The 21,013-nt window shown below is 62.4% G+C and carries 19 protein-coding genes and 2 pseudogenes; 16 read left to right on the top strand and 5 right to left on the bottom strand.

The features are described from left to right. Window positions 1–169 precede the first annotated feature (169 nt). From HAQ05_RS26110 to ureC, 12 genes and pseudogenes are all read left to right on the top strand, one after another. Window positions 170–2,203: pseudogene (locus HAQ05_RS26110) on the top strand (TonB-dependent copper receptor). 246 nt (window positions 2,204–2,449) lie between these two features. Then, the gene (gene urtA / locus HAQ05_RS26105; RefSeq protein ID WP_190426768.1) at window positions 2,450–3,715 is read left to right on the top strand and encodes an urea ABC transporter substrate-binding protein; all 1,266 of its coding nucleotides are present in this window, start codon (window positions 2,450–2,452) and stop codon (window positions 3,713–3,715) included. Window positions 3,716–3,771: 56 nt separating this feature from the next. Further along, window positions 3,772–5,337, top strand: a complete 1,566-nt coding sequence (gene urtB, locus HAQ05_RS26100; protein ID WP_190426766.1) for an urea ABC transporter permease subunit UrtB — start codon at window positions 3,772–3,774, stop codon at window positions 5,335–5,337. Beyond that, the gene (gene urtC / locus HAQ05_RS26095; protein ID WP_190426764.1) at window positions 5,337–6,416 is read left to right on the top strand and encodes an urea ABC transporter permease subunit UrtC; all 1,080 of its coding nucleotides are present in this window, start codon (window positions 5,337–5,339) and stop codon (window positions 6,414–6,416) included. The genes urtB and urtC overlap by 1 nt, the downstream gene beginning before the upstream one ends. Next, window positions 6,413–7,273 carry an urea ABC transporter ATP-binding protein UrtD gene (urtD, locus tag HAQ05_RS26090; protein WP_190426763.1) on the top strand — a complete coding sequence of 287 codons (861 nt, stop codon included), beginning with the start codon at window positions 6,413–6,415 and terminating at the stop codon, window positions 7,271–7,273. Before urtC ends, urtD begins: the two co-directional genes overlap by 4 nt. A 107-nt stretch (window positions 7,274–7,380) precedes the next feature. Further along, window positions 7,381–8,079 carry an urea ABC transporter ATP-binding subunit UrtE gene (urtE, locus tag HAQ05_RS26085; RefSeq protein ID WP_190426762.1) on the top strand — a complete coding sequence of 233 codons (699 nt, stop codon included), beginning with the start codon at window positions 7,381–7,383 and terminating at the stop codon, window positions 8,077–8,079. Continuing rightward, window positions 8,076–8,924: an urease accessory protein UreD gene (locus HAQ05_RS26080; RefSeq protein WP_190426761.1), complete on the top strand. Its 849-nt coding sequence runs from the start codon at window positions 8,076–8,078 to the stop codon at window positions 8,922–8,924. Before urtE ends, HAQ05_RS26080 begins: the two co-directional genes overlap by 4 nt. Window positions 8,925–8,948: 24 nt before the next feature. Continuing rightward, window positions 8,949–9,251 (top strand): urease subunit gamma, encoded by a 303-nt coding sequence (locus tag HAQ05_RS26075; RefSeq protein WP_190426760.1) that lies wholly within the window; start codon window positions 8,949–8,951, stop codon window positions 9,249–9,251. Between the two features lie 7 nt (window positions 9,252–9,258). Beyond that, window positions 9,259–9,783 carry a GNAT family N-acetyltransferase gene (locus HAQ05_RS26070; RefSeq protein WP_190426758.1) on the top strand — a complete coding sequence of 175 codons (525 nt, stop codon included), beginning with the start codon at window positions 9,259–9,261 and terminating at the stop codon, window positions 9,781–9,783. A gap of 4 nt (window positions 9,784–9,787) precedes the next feature. Beyond that, window positions 9,788–10,324: a GNAT family N-acetyltransferase gene (locus HAQ05_RS26065; protein WP_190426755.1), complete on the top strand. Its 537-nt coding sequence runs from the start codon at window positions 9,788–9,790 to the stop codon at window positions 10,322–10,324. Further along, complete coding sequence (locus HAQ05_RS26060; protein ID WP_190426752.1) at window positions 10,321–10,626, top strand: urease subunit beta; 306 nt, start codon at window positions 10,321–10,323, stop codon at window positions 10,624–10,626. The genes HAQ05_RS26065 and HAQ05_RS26060 overlap by 4 nt, the downstream gene beginning before the upstream one ends. Window positions 10,627–10,738: 112 nt before the next feature. Then, window positions 10,739–12,439: an urease subunit alpha gene (ureC, locus tag HAQ05_RS26055; protein ID WP_190426737.1), complete on the top strand. Its 1,701-nt coding sequence runs from the start codon at window positions 10,739–10,741 to the stop codon at window positions 12,437–12,439. On the opposite strand, the gene HAQ05_RS26050 is transcribed toward ureC, so the two are convergent. Then, the gene (locus HAQ05_RS26050) at window positions 12,431–12,712 is read right to left on the bottom strand and encodes a hypothetical protein (protein ID WP_190426734.1); all 282 of its coding nucleotides are present in this window, start codon (window positions 12,710–12,712) and stop codon (window positions 12,431–12,433) included. The two genes, ureC and HAQ05_RS26050, sit on opposite strands and share 9 nt — an antisense overlap. 201 nt (window positions 12,713–12,913) lie before the next feature. Beyond that, window positions 12,914–13,867 carry a DnaJ C-terminal domain-containing protein gene (locus HAQ05_RS26045; RefSeq protein WP_190426731.1) on the bottom strand — a complete coding sequence of 318 codons (954 nt, stop codon included), beginning with the start codon at window positions 13,865–13,867 and terminating at the stop codon, window positions 12,914–12,916. Window positions 13,868–14,088: 221 nt separating this feature from the next. Between HAQ05_RS26045 and HAQ05_RS26040 the strand changes: the two genes are divergently transcribed. Further along, window positions 14,089–15,354 (top strand): Hsp70 family protein, encoded by a 1,266-nt coding sequence (locus HAQ05_RS26040; protein WP_190426719.1) that lies wholly within the window; start codon window positions 14,089–14,091, stop codon window positions 15,352–15,354. Between the two features lie 81 nt (window positions 15,355–15,435). Here the strand turns inward: HAQ05_RS26040 and HAQ05_RS26035 are convergent, their stop codons facing one another. Next, window positions 15,436–16,446: an AI-2E family transporter gene (locus tag HAQ05_RS26035; protein WP_190426717.1), complete on the bottom strand. Its 1,011-nt coding sequence runs from the start codon at window positions 16,444–16,446 to the stop codon at window positions 15,436–15,438. Window positions 16,447–16,539: 93 nt separating this feature from the next. Further along, a complete protein-coding gene (locus HAQ05_RS26030) occupies window positions 16,540–16,827 on the bottom strand; it encodes a PsiF family protein (protein WP_190426715.1) in 288 nt (95 codons plus the stop codon). Between the two features lie 159 nt (window positions 16,828–16,986). Here HAQ05_RS26030 and osmE point away from each other — a divergent pair, with 159 nt between their 5' ends. Then, the gene (gene osmE, locus HAQ05_RS26025; RefSeq protein WP_190426713.1) at window positions 16,987–17,331 is read left to right on the top strand and encodes an osmotically-inducible lipoprotein OsmE; all 345 of its coding nucleotides are present in this window, start codon (window positions 16,987–16,989) and stop codon (window positions 17,329–17,331) included. A gap of 152 nt (window positions 17,332–17,483) precedes the next feature. Then, window positions 17,484–18,011: pseudogene (locus tag HAQ05_RS26020) on the top strand (ferritin-like domain-containing protein); the annotation flags it as partial. An 87-nt stretch (window positions 18,012–18,098) separates the two neighbouring features. Here HAQ05_RS26020 and HAQ05_RS26015 read toward each other — a convergent pair. Continuing rightward, window positions 18,099–20,171 carry an AsmA family protein gene (locus HAQ05_RS26015; RefSeq protein ID WP_190426708.1) on the bottom strand — a complete coding sequence of 691 codons (2,073 nt, stop codon included), beginning with the start codon at window positions 20,169–20,171 and terminating at the stop codon, window positions 18,099–18,101. 332 nt (window positions 20,172–20,503) lie between these two features. On the opposite strand from HAQ05_RS26015, the gene HAQ05_RS26010 reads away from it, so the two are divergent. Next, the gene (locus tag HAQ05_RS26010) at window positions 20,504–20,962 is read left to right on the top strand and encodes a hypothetical protein (protein WP_190426706.1); all 459 of its coding nucleotides are present in this window, start codon (window positions 20,504–20,506) and stop codon (window positions 20,960–20,962) included. Window positions 20,963–21,013: the final 51 nt, after the last annotated feature.

The raw sequence follows: 21,013 nt of genomic DNA, 5'->3' as shown, positions 1-21,013 counted from the left end.
GCCCGCCACCCTACGGCGCGGGTACCTACGGCTGGCGCAGTTCCCCGGCGCACTGACCCGCGCGCCCCCTTCGAAGGCTGCCTGACCGCCCAAACCATGCCACTGCCCAGCGCCCGCCATCACCGGGGCGTGTGCGCATGCGCCTGAAACCTTCGAAACGGGATAAAACATGTCTCGCTACACGGCTGCCTCTTCAACCAGCATCCTGCTTTGCGGCGCGCTGCTGCCTCCCTTTGCCCAGGCCCTCGGCAACCCCCACCACACCGATGAACACATGCTGCACCCTACGGTGATCACCGCCGTGGCACCGAGCTCGCCGCTCACGGTAGAGGCCGACCCCAAGGCACCACGCCAACCAGTGCCGGCCAGCGATGGCGCGGATTACCTGAAAACGATTCCGGGCTTCGCCGCCATCCGCAACGGCGGCAGCAACGGCGACCCCGTGCTGCGCGGCCTGTTCGGTTCGCGGCTGAACATCCTCACCAACGGTGGCCAGATCCTCGGTGCCTGCCCCGGGCGCATGGATGCGCCCACCTCGTACATCTCGCCGCAAACCTACGACCGCCTCACCGTGATCAAAGGCCCGCAAAGCGTGCAATGGGGCCCGGGCGCATCGGCCGGCACCGTGCTGTTCGAGCGCGAGCCGGAACGCTTCGGCACCCTCGGCAGCCGTGTGCAGGCCAGTGTGTTGGCGGGCTCCAGGGGGCGCTTGGACAAAACCTTGGACGCCGCCGCGGGCGGCGCGCGGGGCTACCTACGCTTTACCGGCAACACCTCGCAAAGCGATGACTACCGGGCAGGCCACGGCGGCCACGTGCCGTCGCGCTGGTACAAATGGAACGGTGAGGTGGCCGCAGGCTTTACCCCAGATACCGACACCTTGCTGGCGCTGACCGTTGGCAAGGGCGATGGCCTGGCACGCTATGCCGGGCGCGGCATGGACGGCGCGCAGTTTCGCCGCGAAACGCTTGGCCTGCGGTTCGAGCGGTATAACCTCGGCGGCGCGCTGGCCGCCGTTGAGGCGCGGCTGTATTACAACTACGCCGACCACCTGATGGACAACTACAGCCTGCGCCGCCCCCCGGCAATGGCCATGGCCAGCAACCCAGACCGCCGCACCCTGGGCGCCCGGCTGAAGGCAACCTGGCAATGGAGCGACTGGGAACTGGTCAGCGGCCTCGACGCCCAGGCCAACGAGCATCGCAAGCGCAGCGCCATGGGCGAAGGCGCCTAGCGGCAGTTACCACGGGCCAAAGACGCAAGCTTCACCGATTACGGCGTGTTCAACGAGCTCACCTGGTTTGCCGACGAGAGCACCCGGTGGGTGGCCGGGGCCCGTGTAGACCGCGCGCAAGCCCGGGATTTTCGCCAAACCCTCGGTGCCGGCATGGCGGCAACGGCCAACCCCACCCCCAACCAACGCCGCACCCGCACGCTGCCCAGCGGCTTCGTCCGTTGGGAGCACGAGCTGCCAAACGCCACGGTCTACGCGGGGGTTGGCCATGTGCAGCGCTTCCCTGACTATTGGGAGCTGTTTTCACCCAAAAGCGGGCCTAATGGTTCGGCGAATGCGTTCGCCGCCCTCAAGCCTGAGAAAACCACCCAGTTGGACACCGGCGTGCACTATCAAGGCAAGCGGCTGGAGGTGTGGGCGTCGGGCTATGCCGGCCTGGTGCGCGATTACATTCTCTTCGATTACACCGGGGGTGCTTGCGCCGTACGCCATATCGACGCGCGTATTTTGGGCGGCGAATTCGGTGCGGCGTACCGCTTGGGCGGGCACCTAAAAGCTGATGCGACCCTCGCCTACGCCTGGGGCAAGAATACCCGCGATGGCACGCCGCTGCCGCAGCAGCCCCCGCTCGATACCCGGCTGGGGCTTACCTACCAGCGCGAAACCTGGAGCGCCGGCGCGCTGTGGCGGCTAGCCAGCGCGCAACACCGTATCGACCGCAACGCCGGCAATGTGGTGGGCCGGGATTACCAGCGCAGTGCAGGCTTCGGCGTGTTCAGCCTTAACGGCACCTACCGGGTCACTGAGCACGTGACCGTTAGTACCGGCCTGGATAACCTCTTCGACAAGCGCTACGCAGAACACCTGAACCTGGCGGGCAACGCAGGCTTCGGCTACCCCGCCAGTGACCCCCAAGCCACCCGCGAGCCGGGGCGAACGTTATGGACCAAAATGGATATGGCCTTTTAGCAAAGTTGCAGGCTGCACCTGCGGTGTGCGACGGCGCGCCTGGCGCCTATTAAGGCTGCCCCTTACCCGTGCACGCCGCCGCACCATGCCTTCGGCAACGCCCCAGTTTGGGGCATTTCGCATTCTGACCACCCCGTCAACTCTAGCGCTAGAGCGGCTTGCACGGTTACGGCACACGGCTTGCTAAAGCACTGGGTAGCCACGCCCTGCCAATAACCACAAACGCACCCGTTGGAGAGATAGCACATGAAGCGCCGCCGTTTGCTCAAGGCTTTTACCCTCTCGGCCTCAATCGCCGCAATGGGGCTGTCCTGGACCGCCCAGGCCGCCGAAACCATCAAGGTTGGCATCTTGCATTCGCTGTCCGGGACCATGGCGATTTCCGAAACGTCCCTTAAAGACATGGCCCTGATGACCATCGACGAAATCAACAAGGCCGGTGGCGTGAACGGTAAGCAATTGGAACCGGTGGTGGTCGACCCGGCGTCGAACTGGCCGCTGTTCGCCGAAAAAGCCCGGCAATTGCTGACCCAAGACAAGGTCGCGGTGGTGTTCGGTTGCTGGACGTCGGTGTCGCGTAAATCGGTGCTGCCGGTGTTCGAAGAACTCAACGGGCTGCTGTTCTACCCGGTGCAATACGAAGGCGAAGAAATGTCGCCGAACGTGTTCTACACCGGCGCCGCACCGAACCAGCAAGCCATCCCGGCGGTGGAGTACCTGATGAGCGAAGAAGGCGGCAGCGCCAAGCGTTTCTTCCTGCTAGGTACCGACTATGTGTACCCGCGCACCACCAACAAGATCCTGCGCGCCTTCCTGCATTCGAAAGGGGTGCAAGACAAAGACATCGAAGAGGTCTACACCCCGTTCGGCCACAGCGACTACCAGACCATCGTCGCCAACATCAAGAAGTTCTCCGCTGGCGGCAAAACCGCAGTGGTTTCCACCGTGAACGGTGACTCGAACGTGCCGTTCTATAAAGAGTTGGCCAACCAGGGCCTGAAAGCCACCGACGTACCGGTAGTCGCCTTCTCGGTGGGTGAAGAAGAACTGCGCGGCATCGACACCAAGCCGCTGGTGGGTAACCTGGCCGCCTGGAACTACTTCGAGTCGGTGGATAACCCGGTCAACACTAAGTTCGTGGCCGATTGGAAAGCCTATGCCAAGGCGCACAACCTGCCCAACGCCAATACCGCGGTCACCAACGACCCGATGGAAGCGACCTACGTGGGCATCCATATGTGGGCACAAGCGGCCAGCAAGGCCAAATCGTTCGACGTAGACAAAGTACGTGAGGCCATGGCCGGGCAAACCTTCGCCGCGCCTTCGGGCTTTACCCTGACCATGGACACCACCAACCACCACCTGCACAAACCGGTGATGATCGGTGAAATCCAAGACGACGGCCAATTCAACGTTGTGTGGCAAACCAAGGAGCCGATCCGCGCGCAACCCTGGAGCCCGTACATTCCAGGCAACGACAGCAAGCCCGACCACCCGGTCAAGAGCAACTGATCCTTACCGCACCACCGCCGGGGGCCTAGCCCCCGGCACTTCGGGGATGCCAGGCCATGGTTTTTTTTCGACTGCTACTGCCTTTTTTTACGCTGCTACCACTGCTGGCGCACGCCAGCGATGCGGGTGAGTTCACCGCCGCCGACGCCGCTGGCCAAGCGAAACTGCTGGAAACCTGGGCAGCCCAGCCCAGTGATCAGCGTTTGCCGTTGCTGCAGGCCCTGCAAGACGGCCGGGTAGGCTATGACGACAGCAAACACCCCTATATTGAAACCGATGGCAACATGGTTGCCGCCGATGCCGACACACCCGCCACCGGCGAGGTGCGCAAACTGCGCCTGAACAATCGCTTGCGCGGCCTGGTGATCAACGCCCTGGCGGCGCAACAAATGCTAAGTACCGATACCGCCGTGCGCTTGGCTGCAGCCCAGCAGCTGCAACGTTCGGCGTTGCCGGGCCAGATACCGGCGCTAGAGCAGCAATTCCAAGGCGAACCGGCCAGCGCGGTCAAGGCCGCGCTGGCCTTGGCCCTGGCCAACCTACAATTGACCGACCCCGCCCCGCAAGTGCGGCTGCACGCGGTGCGCCTGCTCGGCGAAACCGGCGACCCCAGCGCCCAGGCCCGCCTGGAGTCGGTGCTGGCAGCCGATGCTGAAACCGATGCCAGCGTGCGCACCGCTGCGCAAACGAGCTTGGTACAGGTGAAGCGCAAACTGATGGTGGGGGACCTGCTCGGCCAGGCCTTCAGCGGCCTTTCGCTGGGTTCGATCCTGTTGCTCGCCGCCCTGGGCCTGGCGATCACCTTCGGCCTGCTGGGTGTGATCAACATGGCCCATGGCGAGATGCTCATGCTGGGTGCGTATGCCACCTATGTGGTACAAGTCGGCTTTCAGCGCTTGGCCCCCGAGGCGTTGGCCTGGTACCCGCTGGTGGCGCTGCCGGTGGCGTTCTTCGTCACCGCCGCGATTGGCATGGCGCTGGAACGAACCATTATCAGGCACCTGTACGGCCGCCCGCTAGAGACGCTGCTGGCCACCTGGGGCATCAGCCTGATGCTGATCCAGGCCGTGCGGTTGATTTTCGGTGCGCAGAACGTCGAAGTGGCCAACCCCGCGTGGTTGTCCGGTGGCCTGCAGGTGCTGCCCAACCTGGTGCTGCCGTGGAACCGGGTGGTCATCATCGGCTTTGCGCTGTTCGTGGTGGTACTCACCTGGTTGCTGCTGAACAAAACCCGGCTGGGGCTGAACGTGCGCGCAGTGACCCAGAATCGCAACATGGCCGCTTGCTGCGGGGTGCCCACCGGGCGCATCGACATGCTTGCCTTCGGCCTGGGCTCCGGCATCGCCGGGCTTGGCGGGGTGGCCCTGAGCCAGATCGGTAACGTGGGGCCCGAATTGGGCCAAAGCTACATCATCGACTCGTTCCTGGTGGTGGTGCTCGGCGGCGTCGGCCAACTGGCCGGCAGCGTGTCCGCCGCGGCTGGGCTGGGGATCGCCAATAAAATCCTCGAACCGCAGATCGGCGCCGTGCTGGGCAAAATCCTTATCCTGGCGCTGATCATTTTGTTCATCCAGAAGCGGCCGCAGGGCCTCTTCGCACTGAAAGGACGGGTGATCGACTGATGAACCAGCCCTTGATGGTCACTGCCGCGCACAAGGCCGGCACACCGTTGGCCATCGCCATCGGCGTGGTCGTTGCCGTGCTGTTGGTCAGCATGGCGCTGCTGTCGCTGCTGCCAGAAAGCAACCCGCTGCAAGTGTCGGCCTATACGCTGACCCTGGTGGGCAAAATCCTTTGCTACGCCATCGTTGCCCTGGCGCTGGATTTGGTGTGGGGCTATGCCGGAATGCTATCGCTCGGCCACGGCCTGTTCTTCGCCCTAGGCGGCTATGCCATGGGCATGTACTTGATGCGCGAAGCCTCCGGCGATGGCTTGCCCGCATTCATGACGTTCCTCTCGTGGAGCGAGTTGCCCTGGTATTGGTACGGCACCCAGCACTTTGCCTGGGCGTTGTGCCTGGTGGTGCTGGCGCCAGGGCTGCTGGCCCTGGTGTTCGGTTTCTTCGCCTTTCGCTCGCGAATCAAAGGCGTGTATTTTTCGATCATGACCCAGGCACTGACGTTCGCCGGCATGTTGCTGTTCTTTCGCAACGAAACCGGCTTCGGTGGCAATAACGGCTTCACCAACTTCCACAGCATCCTGGGTTTCAGCATCACTTCGCCAGGCACCCGCGCGGTGCTGTTCCTGCTCACCGTGGCGCTGCTGGCGGCCAGCCTTTACCTGGGTTGGCGGCTGGCACGCAGCAAGTTCGGGCGCGTGCTTACCGCGCTGCGCGACGCGGAAAATCGCCTGATGTTCTGCGGCTACGACCCGCGCGGCTATAAGCTGTTCATTTGGGTGCTCAGCGCGGTATTGTGCGGCCTGGCCGGGGCCCTGTACGTGCCCCAGGTCGGTATCATCAACCCGAGCGAAATGTCGCCGACCAACTCGATCGAGGCGGCGGTGTGGGTGGCCTTGGGTGGGCGCGGTAGTTTGGTTGGCCCACTGCTGGGAGCGGGCGTTGTCAACGGTATGAAAAGCTGGTTCACCGTGGCCTTTCCTGAATACTGGCTGTTCTTTCTGGGGGCCTTGTTCATCGTGGTCACGCTGTACCTGCCCAAGGGCGTGATCGGCCTGTTGAAAAAACGAGGTGACGCATGAAGTTACCCGCTAACGGCGCGTTCATGCTCGAACCCGCTTTCGACCCCGCTGCCGGCGAAGGCGCCAGCCGCGATGCGGTGGGCCTGGGCAGCCGTGCCCACGGCGGGCTCGACACCCGCCACGGCACCATCCTCACCCTGGAAGACATCAGCGTCAGCTTCGACGGCTTCAAGGCGCTGAACAACCTTAACCTGTACATCGGCGTCGGCGAGTTGCGCTGCATCATCGGCCCAAACGGCGCCGGCAAAACCACACTGATGGACGTGATCACCGGTAAGACCCGCCCCACGACCGGCAAGGCGTGGTTCGGCGAAACCCTCGACCTTACCCGGCTGTCCGAGGTGCAGATCGCCCAGGCCGGCATCGGCCGCAAGTTCCAAAAGCCCACGGTGTTCGAAGCGCTCACGGTTTTCGAAAACCTTGAGCTTGCACAAAAAACCAATAAATCAGTGTGGGCTAGCCTGGGTGCAAAGCTTACCGGAGAGCAAAAAAGCCGGATCGAGCATACCCTGGACACCATCCGCCTCACCGCTTCGGCCAGCCGCCCGGCGGGGCTGTTGTCCCATGGGCAGAAGCAGTTTCTGGAAATCGGCATGCTACTGGTGCAAGACCCGCAATTACTGCTGCTCGACGAACCCGTGGCGGGCATGACCGACGCCGAAACCGAATTCACCGCCGAACTGTTCAAGACCCTGGCCGGCCAGCATTCGCTGATGGTGGTTGAGCACGATATGGGGTTTGTAGGCAGCATCGCCGACCACGTGACCGTGCTGCACCAGGGTACGGTACTGGCGGAGGGTTCGCTGGAAGCGGTGCAGGCTAATGAGCGGGTGATCGAGGTTTACCTGGGGCGCTGATGCGTCCCAAGGCCTGCAAGCGGCCGGCCGCCTGCCAAGGTTTACCGTTTAGCTTTTCTAGCAGCCTGAAGCTTGCCGCTTGAGGCTGACCGTTGCGAGGACGTCACATGCTCCAAGTCACTGAACTTCACCAGTACTACGGCGGTAGCCACATTTTGCGTGGCTTGTCGTTCGACGCCAAAGTCGGTGAGGTGACCTGCCTGCTCGGGCGCAACGGTGTGGGCAAGACCACCTTGCTGCGCTGCCTGATGGGCCTGCTGCCGGCCAAACAGGGCCAAGTGAGCTGGGAAGGCAAAACCATCACCGGCTTCAAGACCCACCAACGGGTACAGGCCGGCATCGCCTACGTGCCGCAGGGGCGCGAGATATTCGGCCGCTTGAGCGTGGAAGAAAACCTACTGATGGGGTTGTCTCGCTTTCCCGCACGCCAGGCCAAGGCGGTTCCGGCGTTCATCTACGAGCTGTTCCCGGTGCTGCAAGAAATGAAACACCGCCGCGGCGGCGACCTTTCCGGTGGCCAACAGCAGCAATTGGCGATCGGCCGTGCCCTGGCCAGCCAGCCACGGTTACTGATTCTGGATGAGCCCACCGAAGGCATCCAGCCGTCGGTGATCAAGGAAATCGGCGTGGTCATCAAAAAGCTGGCCGCCCGCGGTGACATGGCCATCCTCCTGGTAGAGCAATTTTACGACTTTGCCGAGGAGTTGGCGGACCAGTATTTGGTGATGTCCCGTGGCGAAATCATTCAGCAAGGGCGTGGCGAGAACATGCAAAGCGAAGGGGTACGCGGGCTGGTGACGATATGAGCCAAGTTGTGGCAAGCGCCACACCGCAAGCCCCCATATTTGCCTGGCAAGCATCGCTGGACCTGGCTTATGGCCGTTTCGGCGAGCATACCCGGCCTGTACTGCGCCGCCACCTGGGCCCTTTGCGCGTGCAGAAGCACCTGTACGCCGAGGGCCCCGAGGTCTGCCAGCACATCGTGGTGCACCCGCCGGCGGGCATTGCCGGCGGCGACCGCCTGGCCATCAGCGCCACCGCGCAGGCTGGCGCCTGGGCGCAGTTGACCAGCCCAGGGGCTGCCAAATGGTACCGGGCCGCCAGCCCTGCCTCGCAAACCCTGGCCCTGCGAGCCGAGCCCGGCGCTACCCTGGAATGGCTACCGCAGGAAACCATCGTGTACAGCGGCGCACAGGCACAATTGGCCACCACCATCGACCTGCAAGGCGATGCCCGCCTATGCTACTGGGACGTGGTGGCGCTGGGCCGCCCCGCCAGTGCTGAAGCATTCGAGCGTGGGTATTTTCAGGCACGCCTGGATGTGCGCCGCAACGGCGAATTGATTTGGCACGAACGCCAACGCATCCTGGGCAACGACGGCCTGCTAGGCTCGCCGGTAGGCCTTTGCGGTTACCCTGTGTTCGGCACCTTGCTGATTACCGGCACTGCCGAACCCGGCTGGCTGGCGCAATGCCGTGCTTTGCCATGCCGGGGCCGCGGCGACCTCACGCAGTTGCCTGGGCTGGTGGTCGCCCGCTGCCTGGCCCGTGAAGCGCTGCAGGCGCGCGACTGGCTGATATCGGTGTGGCGCGTGTTGCGCCCGGCGCTGCTCGGCCGCGAGGCGCTGCCACCGCGCATTTGGAATACCTGAATTCACGACCGTTACGGAAACCCAATGGACCTTTCACCTCGCGAAAAAGACAAGCTGTTGATCTTCACTGCCGGCCTGGTCGCCGAGCGCCGGCTGGCCCGGGGCTTGAAGCTGAACTACCCGGAGGCGATGGCCTACATCAGCGCGGCCCTCTTGGAAGCTGCGCGCGATGGCCAAACCGTTGCTCAACTGATGCATTACGGCACCACGCTGCTTACCCGTGAACAGGTAATGGAAGGCATCCCGGAGATGATCCCGGAAATCCAGGTAGAAGCCACCTTCCCCGACGGCACCAAACTGGTGACCGTTCACCAGCCCATCGCATGAGGTGCCTATGAGCATTGCCGTGCGCCAGGCACTGGAAACGGACCTGCCCACCATCCGGGAGATCTACAACGACGCAGTGCGCAATACCAACGCGATCTGGAACGAAAAGCAGGTGGATTTGGCCAATCGCCTGGCTTGGTTCCAGGGCCGCCAGGCCCAGGGTTATCCGATCCTGGTCGCGGTCGATGCGGGCGGGCAGGTGCTCGGCTACGCATCATACGGCGACTGGCGGCCGTTCGATGGTTTTCGCTACAGCGTGGAGCATTCGGTGTACATCCACCCTCGCCAACGCGGTAAGGGGCTCGGGGGTTTATTAATGCGCGCGCTTATCGAGCGTGCGCGCCGCGGCGGCAAGCATGTGATGGTGGCAGCCATCGAAAGCGCCAACAGCGCATCGATCACCCTACACCAGCGCCTGGGCTTCGCCACCACCGGGCAAATGCCGCAGGTGGGCATCAAGTTTGGCCGTTGGCTAGACCTGACCTTCATGCAGTTGGTCCTCAACCCAGGTGCCCCACCCCCGTCGGAGTAAGGCAATGAACTCAGCGCAGTTGCGCCGCGTCACCGTGGAAAGCTTCGCCCATTATCGAAGCGGCCTGGTCGAACTGTTGCTCGATGCAGTTCGCCAGGGTGCGTCCGTTGGTTTTTTGGCCTCGTTGGCGGCCAGCGAGGCGGCTGAATACTTCGACAGCGTGCAAACCGAACTCGGCGATGGCAGCCGCTTGCTGTGGGTGGTGGTCAACGGTGAGCAGGTGTTGGCCAGTGTGCAGCTTTCGCTGTGCCAGAAGCCGAACGGCTTGAACCGCGCCGAGGTGCAGAAGCTGCTAGTGCGTAGCGACAGCCAACGCCACGGCCTGGGCACCCAACTGATGGCAGCGCTGGAAACGGCCGCGCGCCAGATGCAACGGGGGCTGCTGTACCTCGACACGGAATCCGGTTCGCCGGCCGAGGTGTTCTACCAGAGCATGGCTTACCAACTCGCCGGGCGCATTCCGGACTACGCCTGCTCGCCCGATGGCACGTACCGCCCCACTGCCCTTTACTACAAGACCTTACAAGGACCCCGCCCATGATTCCCGGCCAATACGACATCCAACCCGGCGAGATTGAACTGAACAGCGGCCGCCGCACCCAGGCCCTGAGCGTGGCCAACCGCGGCGACCGGCCGATCCAGGTAGGCTCGCATTATCACTTTTTCGAAACCAACGATGCCCTGGCGTTCGACCGTGCCGCCGCCCGAGGCATGCGCCTGAACATCCCCGCCGGCACCGCCGTGCGCTTCGAGCCTGGGCAAAGCCGCGAGGTCGAGCTGGTGGAACTGGCCGGGCTGCGCCGGGTATTCGGGTTCGCCGGGCGGGTCATGGGTGAGCTTTAGTCGGGCGTCGTACGCCAGGCGTCCCAGGCCGCACATTGCACGCCGCACACTACACACACCACGCGCAAACGCTTGAGGCTGGCAGTTGGCAGCCAGAATCCGAGGAATGAGGATGAAGATCAGTAAACAGGCCTACGCCGACATGTTCGGCCCCACCGTCGGCGACAAGGTGCGCCTGGCAGACACAGACCTGTGGATCGAGGTAGAGAAGGACTTCACCACCTATGGTGAGGAAGTGAAATTCGGCGGCGGCAAGGTGATCCGCGACGGCATGGGCCAAAGCCAACTGCTGGCCGCCGAGGTGGTCGACACCCTGATCACCAATGCGCTGATCATCGACCATTGGGGCATCGTCAAGGCCGATGTGGGCCTGAAGGGCGGCCGCGTGCACGCCATCGGCAAGGCCGGCAACCCCGATATCCAACCCGACGTGACCATCGCTATCGGCGCCAGCACCGAAGTGATCGCCGGCGAAGGCATGATCCTCACCGCTGGCGGCATCGACACGCACATTCACTTCATCTGCCCGCAGCAGATCGAAGAAGCCTTGATGAGCGGCGTGACCACGATGATCGGTGGCGGCACCGGCCCTGCCACCGGCACCAACGCCACCACCTGCACCCCGGGCCCGTGGCACATGGCGCGCATGCTGCAGGCGGCCGATGCTTTCGCGATGAACATCGGCTTTACCGGCAAGGGCAACGCCAGCCTACCCGAACCGCTGATCGAGCAGGTCAAGGCCGGCGCCATCGGCCTGAAGCTGCACGAAGACTGGGGCACCACCCCGGCGGCGATCGACAACTGCCTGGCGGTAGCCGACCAGTACGACGTACAGGTGGCCATCCACACCGACACCTTGAACGAGTCAGGGTTCGTGGAAACCACCCTGGGCGCCTTCAAGGGCCGCACCATCCACACTTACCACACCGAAGGCGCCGGTGGCGGCCATGCCCCCGACATCATCAAGGCCTGCGGCTTTGCCAACGTGCTGCCCAGCTCCACCAACCCGACCCGGCCGTTCACCCGTAACACCATCGATGAGCACTTGGACATGCTCATGGTTTGCCATCACCTGGACCCGAGCATCGCCGAAGATGTGGCCTTCGCCGAAAGCCGTATCCGCCGCGAGACGATCGCCGCCGAGGACATCCTTCACGACCTGGGCGCCTTCGCCATGATCAGCTCCGACAGCCAAGCCATGGGCCGGGTAGGCGAGGTGATCACGCGCACCTGGCAAACCGCCGACAAAATGAAAAAGCAACGCGGCCCGCTAGCCGAAGACGCGGCGGGCAACGACAACTTTCGCATCAAGCGCTACATCGCCAAGTACACCATCAACCCGGCCATCACCCATGGTATCAGCCATGAGGTGGGCTCGGTCGAAGTAGGTAAGTGGGCCGATCTGGTGCTCTGGCGCCCGGCGTTCTTCGGCGTCAAGCCCACGCTGATCCTCAAGGGCGGGGCGATTGCCGCCAGCCTGATGGGTGATGCCAACGCGTCTATTCCCACCCCACAACCGGTGCACTACCGGCCGATGTTCGCAAGCTTCGGCGGTAGCCGCCATGCCACCAGCCTGACCTTCATCAGCCAAGCGGCGCTGGATGCCGGCGTGCCCGAGCAATTGGGCCTGAAAAAACGCATCGGCGTGGTCAAGGGTTGCCGCACGGTGCAAAAAACCGACTTGATCCACAACGGCTACCTGCCAAACATCGACGTAGACCCGCAAACCTACCAGGTGAAGGCCGACGGGGTGTTGCTCTGGTGCGAACCGGCCGATGAACTGCCGCTGGCGCAGCGGTATTTTCTATTTTGAAGCCTCGGCCTGGCCCGACGCTTCAGGGCCGAGCCTCCAGAAAGTCTGATGCGGCTTGATCAGCCTTATCGCCTGCAGCAGGTCATTGATAGCCTCCGCCACACCCAAGTCTTGCGGGGCGTTGGGCCGGGTGCCTTTATCGACAACACGGAGGATCGCTTCCAGTACCGATAGCCTGCCTTGCGCCATCGCTTTTCGGTCGCCTTCTTTAGTGACCGCGTTAGCCCGCTTGATCTCCGCTTCCAAGAATTCCTGCAGGTTGACCTTGTCCATACCATGGCTCCTTTCACTGATAACAGAGCCCGTAGGTTGCCGAAGCGCAGGCCAAATAAGAACTGGCAACATTATCGGGTGGCCGGTAGCCACTTGAGCCGAAAAAGCCGGTGGGCTTAGCCGGGTGCACCCGCCGGCTTCGACCGGCGGCTGTAAACCCCGGACGGTTCACCCCGGCGCCACCGTCTGGTGGCGTGCCCACTACCGCGGCCAGCCCGCCCGCGGGTCGAACTTCGAGGTTTCGGCGAGCTTCTGCCACAACTCAAGGCTGGCTTCGCTGGCCGGCGGCATCACCACCTTCAGTTGCACCAACAGGTCACCGCGCCCGCCGCCTTTGGCGCGCAAGCCCTGGCCCTTGGCCCGCAGGCGTTGCCCATTGTGGCTGCCAGGGCGCACGCTGAGGCTGAGCTTGCCGGTCAGCGTAGGCACTTCGACCTTGGCCCCCAGCGCCAACTCCCAGGGTGCCACTGGTACTTCGCACACCAAGTCGACACCTTCGACCTTGAACAAGGGGTGCGGCGCCAGGTTAACGATGATGAACAAATCACCGGCCGCCCCCCCGGCCACGCCGGGCGCGCCTTGGCCCTTCAGGCGGATGCGCTCGCCGTCGCTAACGCCGGCGGGGATTTTCACCTTGAGTGTTTTCGTCACGTCGCCGGTGCGCTGCCCGGCGGCGTTGTACTGCGGCACCTTGAAGCTCACCTGTTTGGGCTCGTCAGATAACGCCTCTTCGAGAAACACCGGCAGGTTCAACTCCACATCCTGGCCGTCGCGCGCAGCACTGCGCGAGGGCCCGCGACCGCTGCCGAAGGGGCTGCCAGCACCGCGCTGGTTGCCAAACAGGCTGCTGAAAATGTCACCGAAATCACCGCCCTCGGCCTCGAAACTCGCCCCCGGCCGCCCTTCCCAACCCGGTGGTGCCTGGAATGGCTGGCGGCCGCCGTATTGGCGGATTTCATCGTATTCGACACGTTTGGCCGGGTCGCCCAGCACTTCATAGGCTTCGGACGCTTCCTTGAACTTGTCTTCGGCGCCGGCGGCCTTGTTTTTATCCGGGTGGTACTTAGCGGCCAGCTTGCGATAGGCGGCCTTGATTTCCTTCTCCGTGGCCGTCGGTGCTACGCCAAGCACGGTGTAATAGTCTTTGAAATCCATACGCGGATCACCACCTTAAACAGTTGAAGGCGCACAGGACGCCCCACGCCGTGGGTCGAAACCATGGGCGAAGGCAAGAGGGTACGCCGGATCGTTGCTCTCAAGATTGGGGTGGCTGGCGATCTTTCAAGGCAACCCCCGGTGAAATAACGGACACCCGGCCTTCGCTTGGGTGCCGCACTGGCATAAACTGCGCGGCCGTTTTCTGCAAGGGCAGCACCATGAAGCACGGCACCCCGGCCCGCGCCTGCGGCATCGACTTCGGCACGTCCAACTCCACCGCCGGCTGGCAACGGCCCGGCGCCCCCACATTGTTGCCTCTTGAGGAGGGCAAGATCACGCTCCCCTCCGTGGTGTTCTTCAACGCCGAAGAGCGGCGCCCAGTGTATGGCCGCCTGGCCCTGCAGGAATACCTCGAAGGCTACGAAGGCCGGCTAATGCGCTCGCTCAAAAGTTTGCTCGGCTCCAAGCTGATCAAGCACGACACCAGCGTGCTCGGCACGGCCATGCCCTTCAAAGATTTGTTGGCACTGTTTATCGGCGAGCTGAAAAAACGCGCCGAAGCCAGCGCCGGCCGTAGCTTCGAGCAGGTGGTGCTGGGCCGGCCGGTGCACTTTGTCGACGAGGATAGCGCCGCCGACCAAGAGGCCGAGGACACCCTCGCGGCGGTGGCGCACAAGGTCGGGTTCAAGGAAGTGTCGTTCCAGTTCGAGCCTATCGCCGCCGCCTACGACTACGAGGCGGGTATCCAGGGTGAAGAATTGGTGCTGGTCGTCGATATCGGCGGCGGCACCTCGGACTTCTCGCTGATTCGCCTGGCACCCGAACGCCACCTCAATGATGACCGCCAGGCCGACATCTTGGCCACTGGCGGCGTGCACATCGGCGGTACGGACTTCGACAAACACCTGAACATTCAAGGTGTGATGCCGCTGTTCGGCTACGGCAGCCGCATGAAAAGCCAGGCGCTGATGCCTACCAGCTATCACCTGAACCTGGCCACCTGGCACACCATCAACGCGGTGTACGCGCAAAAAACCCAGTTAGCCTTGGCCAGCCTGCGTTACGACATCGAAGACACCGTGGGCATCGACCGCCTGTTCAAGCTGATCGAACAACGGGCTGGCCACTGGCTGGCGATGGAAGTGGAGGCCAGCAAAATCGAACTGACCGAACAGCTCACCCGGGAGCTCGACCTGAGCCGCATCGAACCGGGGCTGAGTGTAGCGCTCACCCGCGCATTGTTCGAAGGCGCCATTGGCGGCCTGCTCGAGCGAATTCGGGCCAGCGTCGGCGAGCTATTGGGCAGTGCTGGCGTCCAACCCGCCCAGGTCGATACGGTGTTTTTTACCGGGGGCTCCAGCAGCATCCCAGCGCTACGCCATAGTGTGGCCGCGCTGTTACCCAACGCCCGCCACGTAGAAGGTGACAATTTCGGCAGCATCGGCAGCGGGCTGGCGATCGAGGCGCGGCGTAGGTACGGGTGACCACAGCCGTTGGGCCCTCTACAATGGCGGGGCCGCCGGACGAGGCAGTGTTGACCTGACCGCGACGGCGCCGCGCCGGTGCTATACCAAACCCGCCTCACGCAGTTCGCTTTTCAGGTAGGCGTAATACACCGGCCCCGCCACCACCCCCGGCAAGCCGAACGCCGCCTCGAATATCAGCATCGCCAACAGCAACTCCCAGGATCTGGCGCGGATCTGCCCGCCGACGATACGGGCGTTGAGAAAGTATTCGACCTTGTGGATCAAAATCAGATAACCCAGCGCGGCCAACGCGACCCAGATAGAAATCGACAACCCAACGATGGTGATCAACGCATTCGATATCAGGTTGCCAATCACCGGCAGCAAGCCCAGTAGAAAGGTCAACATGATCAGGGTCTTGGTCAGCGGCAGTTTGATGCCGACCAAGGGCAACACCACCCCCAGGAAGATGCCGGTGAACAAGGTGTTCAGCGCGGAAATCTTGATTTGCGCGAACACAATGTTTCGAAACGCCGTGACCACTAGGCTCAGGCGGTCGAACAGCGCCGAAGCCAGCGGCCGGCGCATGTGCTGCGCAGGAACCTGCTGCAGGGCGATGATCGCCCCCAGCACCATGCCGATCAGCAACGTCACGAAGGTGTGGGCGGCATCGCGGCCGATCAATTGCAGGTCCGACAGGTGCTTGCTGCCCCAGGCACCAATCGCGGTGCGAAACTCCGCGGCGCTGGCAGGTAAATAGGCGTCTACGGCCGGCGGCAACTGCCCACGGGCGCGGTCGACCACGGTCATGAATTTGTCGAGTGAAGCGCCGGGGTTTTCTACCTCGTGCAACAAAAAACTGATTGCCCCAGCGAACAGCAGCGCCAGCACACTGACGATCAGCGTTCCCAACAACGCTACCGCCACCCAGCGTGCACGCGGCCCGGCGATCAGCCGCTGCAACGGCGGGGTAAGCATGTTGACCAGTTCGAACACCAGCAAACCGGCCATTAGGCTGGGTAACAGGCGCAGCGGCAAAACTAACAACAGCCCGCCCATGACGATGACCCAACTGGCGATCAGGACGTGGCGCTGTGTAAAGGTTGGCATACGGCCTCGGCAACGGCATGAGGGGAGAGGCAGTCTGCCAGCCTTGCGCGCACTCGGCCAGTGGGTTCCTAACAGGCGATGCGCAACGGTCGCTTATTTCTTCAAGCAGGTACTCATGAAACGCTGGCGTGCATCCCCCTTTAGGCTGTCGCCACTGGCTTTAGCATTACAGGTTTTCATCTTCTCCTGCTGAGTGGGCGCTGCGGCCGTTCCACCTTTCAAGCAGGTGCTCATGAAGGTTTTCCTCTCATCGCCCTTCAGGGTTTTCGCCGTGGCCTCGCTGTTACACGTTTTCATCCGTTCTTGTTGGGCAGTCACCGCGATCGCTGGGGCGGCCAGGCAGCAACACAACAGCCAGATGGGTACATGCCGTTTTTTCATGATAAGTCTCCCAAGATGCCCGCTCGTTTAGCAGGCCCTAGGAGAGTTTAGACATACCTGCTTACAAACATTTTGTTCGAGGGAAAACTTCGAACTCTGTAGCCGCCGGCCCCTCTGAAAAGATACAGGGCCACCAATGGCCACCTCCAAGGAGTTGCCATGTATAAACATTCCTTAACCGCACTGTGTGCCGCCGCCTTGCTGGCCGGCTGCCACACCACACCGCAGAACCCGGTGGATTTCGTAACGTACCGCGATGAGCCCCTGGTCAAGCAGGTAGAAACCGGCATGACCATGCAACAAGTCACCGCCCTCGCCGGCCCACCCTCGACGATAGTGGCCGGCACCGCAGGCTCGCCGGATGGCACGTGCAACAACTACATCCTCAACCGCGACGGGCGCCAGCAACCGTACTACGTAAGCTTTGACCCCTCAGGCCATGTGGCGACGAAAGGCTTCATGACCTGCGAACAGCGCAAGGGTAATGAAAACGCAGCGGGCTGAGCCGGTTGCCGCCAGGCGTAACACCAACGCATCCGGCGGCCGGGTTTTTTACAATAAAACTTTTCAACCCAGCGGCCACTCCCATGTTTACTGATCGCGCCATTACAGAGCGGGACAGCTACCGTGATCTATCCGCTAGCCTGGAGATAACCATGCTCAACGTTCAATTAACCGATAAGCACGTCTTGCGCGAACGCGCGCGCCAACATGTAGACCAGGGCGCGGTGACCGAAGGCTACCAAGCGGATCGCGAAGAGGTCTTGCGCCTGCTCAACGAGTCGCTGGCAACAGAACTGGTGTGCACACTGCGCTACAAGCGCCATTACTTCATGGCCAACGGCCTGAAGGCCAGCATTGCCGCCGATGAATTCCTTGAGCACGCGACCCAGGAGGCCGAGCATGCCGACCGGCTGGCCGAGCGCATCGTGCAACTGGGCGGCGAGCCGGAATTCAACCCCGACCTGCTGTCGAAGATGTCCCATGCCGAATACAAGGCCGGCAATACGCTTAAGGAAATGGTTTACGAAGACCTCGTTGCCGAGCGCATCGCCATCGATACCTACCGCGAAATCATCCAATACATCGGTGACCACGACCCAACCACACGGCGCATCTTCGAAGATATCCTCGCCCAGGAAGAAGAGCATGCCGATGATATGGCCGATATCTACGAAGAACTTGCCTGCCCCGGCCTGCCAGCCACCCTTGAAAGCCAGGGCACCTTGCCCTGGCTTTTTCGTGCCTGTTTATTGAAGCGCCCGTAGTCGTCACGGTTTCACGGTCTTCGGCACTTTCCCCGCTTTCATTTGCTGCAATAGCGGTGTGCATTGGTTCGGCGCATCGCCACTGGGCGCGACCAATGCCAGCAAGCCAGCAGCCGGTGCTACCACGGCGCCCAATGCAACCATCCCGGCACCCCGCAGTAGCAGCGGTACCGCCTGTACGCCGGCGGACGGGTTGGCGAACGGGCCGTGCACATACAGCGGCGAGCGCAGCGAAATAATACGAAACCCCTTCGACTCGGGGGTGATCTTCATGTCCAGTTGCTCGGTTTTGAAGTTAGCGTTGCCGTCTACATAGATGATGGCGTTCTCGGTGTCGAACACGAACAGGTTGGTACTGGCCAAGCCATCCTTGATGCCAAGGTCGGCGGCGGCGCAGTTGATTCGCACCTCTTTGTCGCCAAACAGGGTGCCGACCAGGTAATTACCCACGTTCAAACCGGCGATTTCCATCAGGTCGCGGCTGACCACGCCGTCATTGACCAGCATCTTCACGCTGCCGTTGGCGTCGCCCAGCAATGCGGCCACGGAGTTGCCGGCCGCGGTGATATCGGCATCGCCATTGAGCTGGCCTAAGCTGGTGCGCATCGGTGCGAAGTCGGGGAACAGCTGCTTAAGCTGAAAGCCCCGCGCCGAAAGCTGCACGTGCGCTTGCAGTGGCGTGGCTTGGCCGTTGAGCGTAGCGCGGGTGTCGAGCTTGCCACCGGCCACGCCGAAACTCAGCGGTTGAAAGCTCAGGCGGCCGTCGTCGAGCACCACATGGGTGTACAAGTCGGTGAACGGTAACTTCTCGCTCTTGACGATGCGCTGCCCGGTGAACTCCACATCGGCGTCCATGGCCCGCCAGCGGTCGGTACGGAATGCTTCTACCGGCAGCACCTTGCCTGGCGGCTGCTGGCTCGCACTGCCGCGGGCTTTTTGCTCCTGGTTGGAATCCGCGCCCACCAGTGGCGCCAAATCGGTGAATAGAAGCTGGTTCGACACCAACTTGCCGCTCAGCTTGGGCCGCGGCTTGCCGGCCACGAAGGCCAAATCGCCATGGATGTCGCTGTCGCCGATCTTGCCGTTGAAGCCTTCATAGCGAAAGGCCGCCCCTGCTGGGTCTTGCAGCTTGGCGATCAGGTGCCCATCGGTGGCGTAGGGCGGGGTGTCGGGCAAGGTTACGCCGGTTAACGGGTAAAGGTTGCCCAGGCTGCTACCAGAGAGCTTCAGTTGTAGGTCCAGCGCACCGAGATTGCGGGGGTCGGTCAGGGTGCCAACCACCTGGGCGTCGGTCTTGGCGATGCTGACCCGCGCCTGCACGGGGAATGGCTGCTTGGCATCCTGCAGGGCGAGCAATCCACCGATCTTGCCATCGCCATCCAGCGGCATGCCTTTGTAGTGGCCCGTGACCTTGAAGGCGAAGGCGTAGTCCTGGGCGGTGGCACCGTGTTCGTTCACTTGCTTGGCCGCTTGGGTATTGCCGGCCAACGCGTTGAACGGGATCGGCTTGCCGAGGGGGTCGATCAACACGTCGGCGTCGGTATTCAGCGTTTGGTCGTTGAAGGTTACGTGGCCCTTGTCGAACTTGATCGCGCCAATATCGAGCACCCATTTCGAGGGCGGTGCGTTGGGGTCTTTGGCGTCGAGGTCGAACGTCCAGTTGTTACGCCCGTCTTTGAGGCGAAACAGGTCCGCGCTGGGCTCGTTCAGGTCGATACGGGTGATGCTCACGTGCTGGGCAAGCAAAGGCAACGGCGCCAAGCGAAATTCGACGCGCTTGAGGGCGGCCATTTGCGGTGATTGTGCCCAGGCCGGGTTGCCCAGCGTGATGTCTTCGGCCACCACACGCGGCCACGGCACCCACGCACGCCAACCGCCTTCGTCCGGCTCCCGCGCCCAGTGCACGGCCAGGTTACCGTTGATTGCAAACGGCCTATGCAGCGCCTCGGATACTTTTTGGTTGAGTGTGGGCTTGATGCGGTTCCAGTCGAAGGTTGCAATAAACACCACCGCCGCAGCGATGAGCAATACCAGGATGGCCAAGGTCCAGGCCAGGATTTTGCGAGAGCGCGTCATGCCGTTCTTCCCGTTGGCTTACGATCGAAGGGGGCGTACAACCTTTGTACAGCCGCCTATGGATTAGGACGCCAACCCAACGCTTGGGTTCGAGCGGCGTGGGGCCGTATAGCGCCTTCGCCAAGCTGTTCGCGCGACCACGGTGCAAAAATGGCTGTCGCTCCCTGTAACAGGGCATTTCTAGCATCGCTTAGCCACTGTTTATCCAGGCATTAAGCCAACCATCAATTTGGTTGATTGTTACCATTGTGCCTATCGACTTTTCTATCGAAATACCAGGCGTAATATTAGCTGCGTAGATAGTTTTTAGCCCTATTACGGAGCAACCCATCATGAAACGCCAAGTACTTGCTTTGACCTTATCGATCCTTGCCGCCAGTAGCCTTAGCTTCCAGGCCGCCCAAGCGCGTAGCCTGTCCCACGACAGCGCCCAGGTAGATATGAAAACCGCTGCGCTGATTGCGCAAGACGGCGCCGATCGCAGCCTCAACAGCGTGGCTCAAGACGGCGCCGATCGCAGCCTTAACAGCGTGGCTCATGATGGCGCTGATCGCAGCCTCAACAGCGTGGCTCAAGACGGTGCTGATCGCAGCCTCAACAGCGTGGCCCAAGATGGCGCTGATCGCAGCCTCAACAGCGTGGCTCAAGACGGCGCCGATCGCAGCCTCAACAGCGTGGCCCAAGACGGTGCTGATCGCAGCCTCAACACCATGGCCCAAGACGGTGCCGATCGCAGCCTTAACACCGTGGCTCAAGACGGCGCTGATCGCAGCTTGAACAATGCGTCTTAAATAAGCCTCGTGTGATGCCCCTACAAGCCCGGCCTTCAGCCGGGCTCGATT

The organism is Pseudomonas typographi (genome assembly GCF_014694385.1).
Classification (GTDB): domain Bacteria; phylum Pseudomonadota; class Gammaproteobacteria; order Pseudomonadales; family Pseudomonadaceae; genus Aquipseudomonas; species Aquipseudomonas typographi.
Note: the sequence above shows the minus strand (reverse complement) of the source record. Positions and strands in the feature narration are given on the sequence as shown.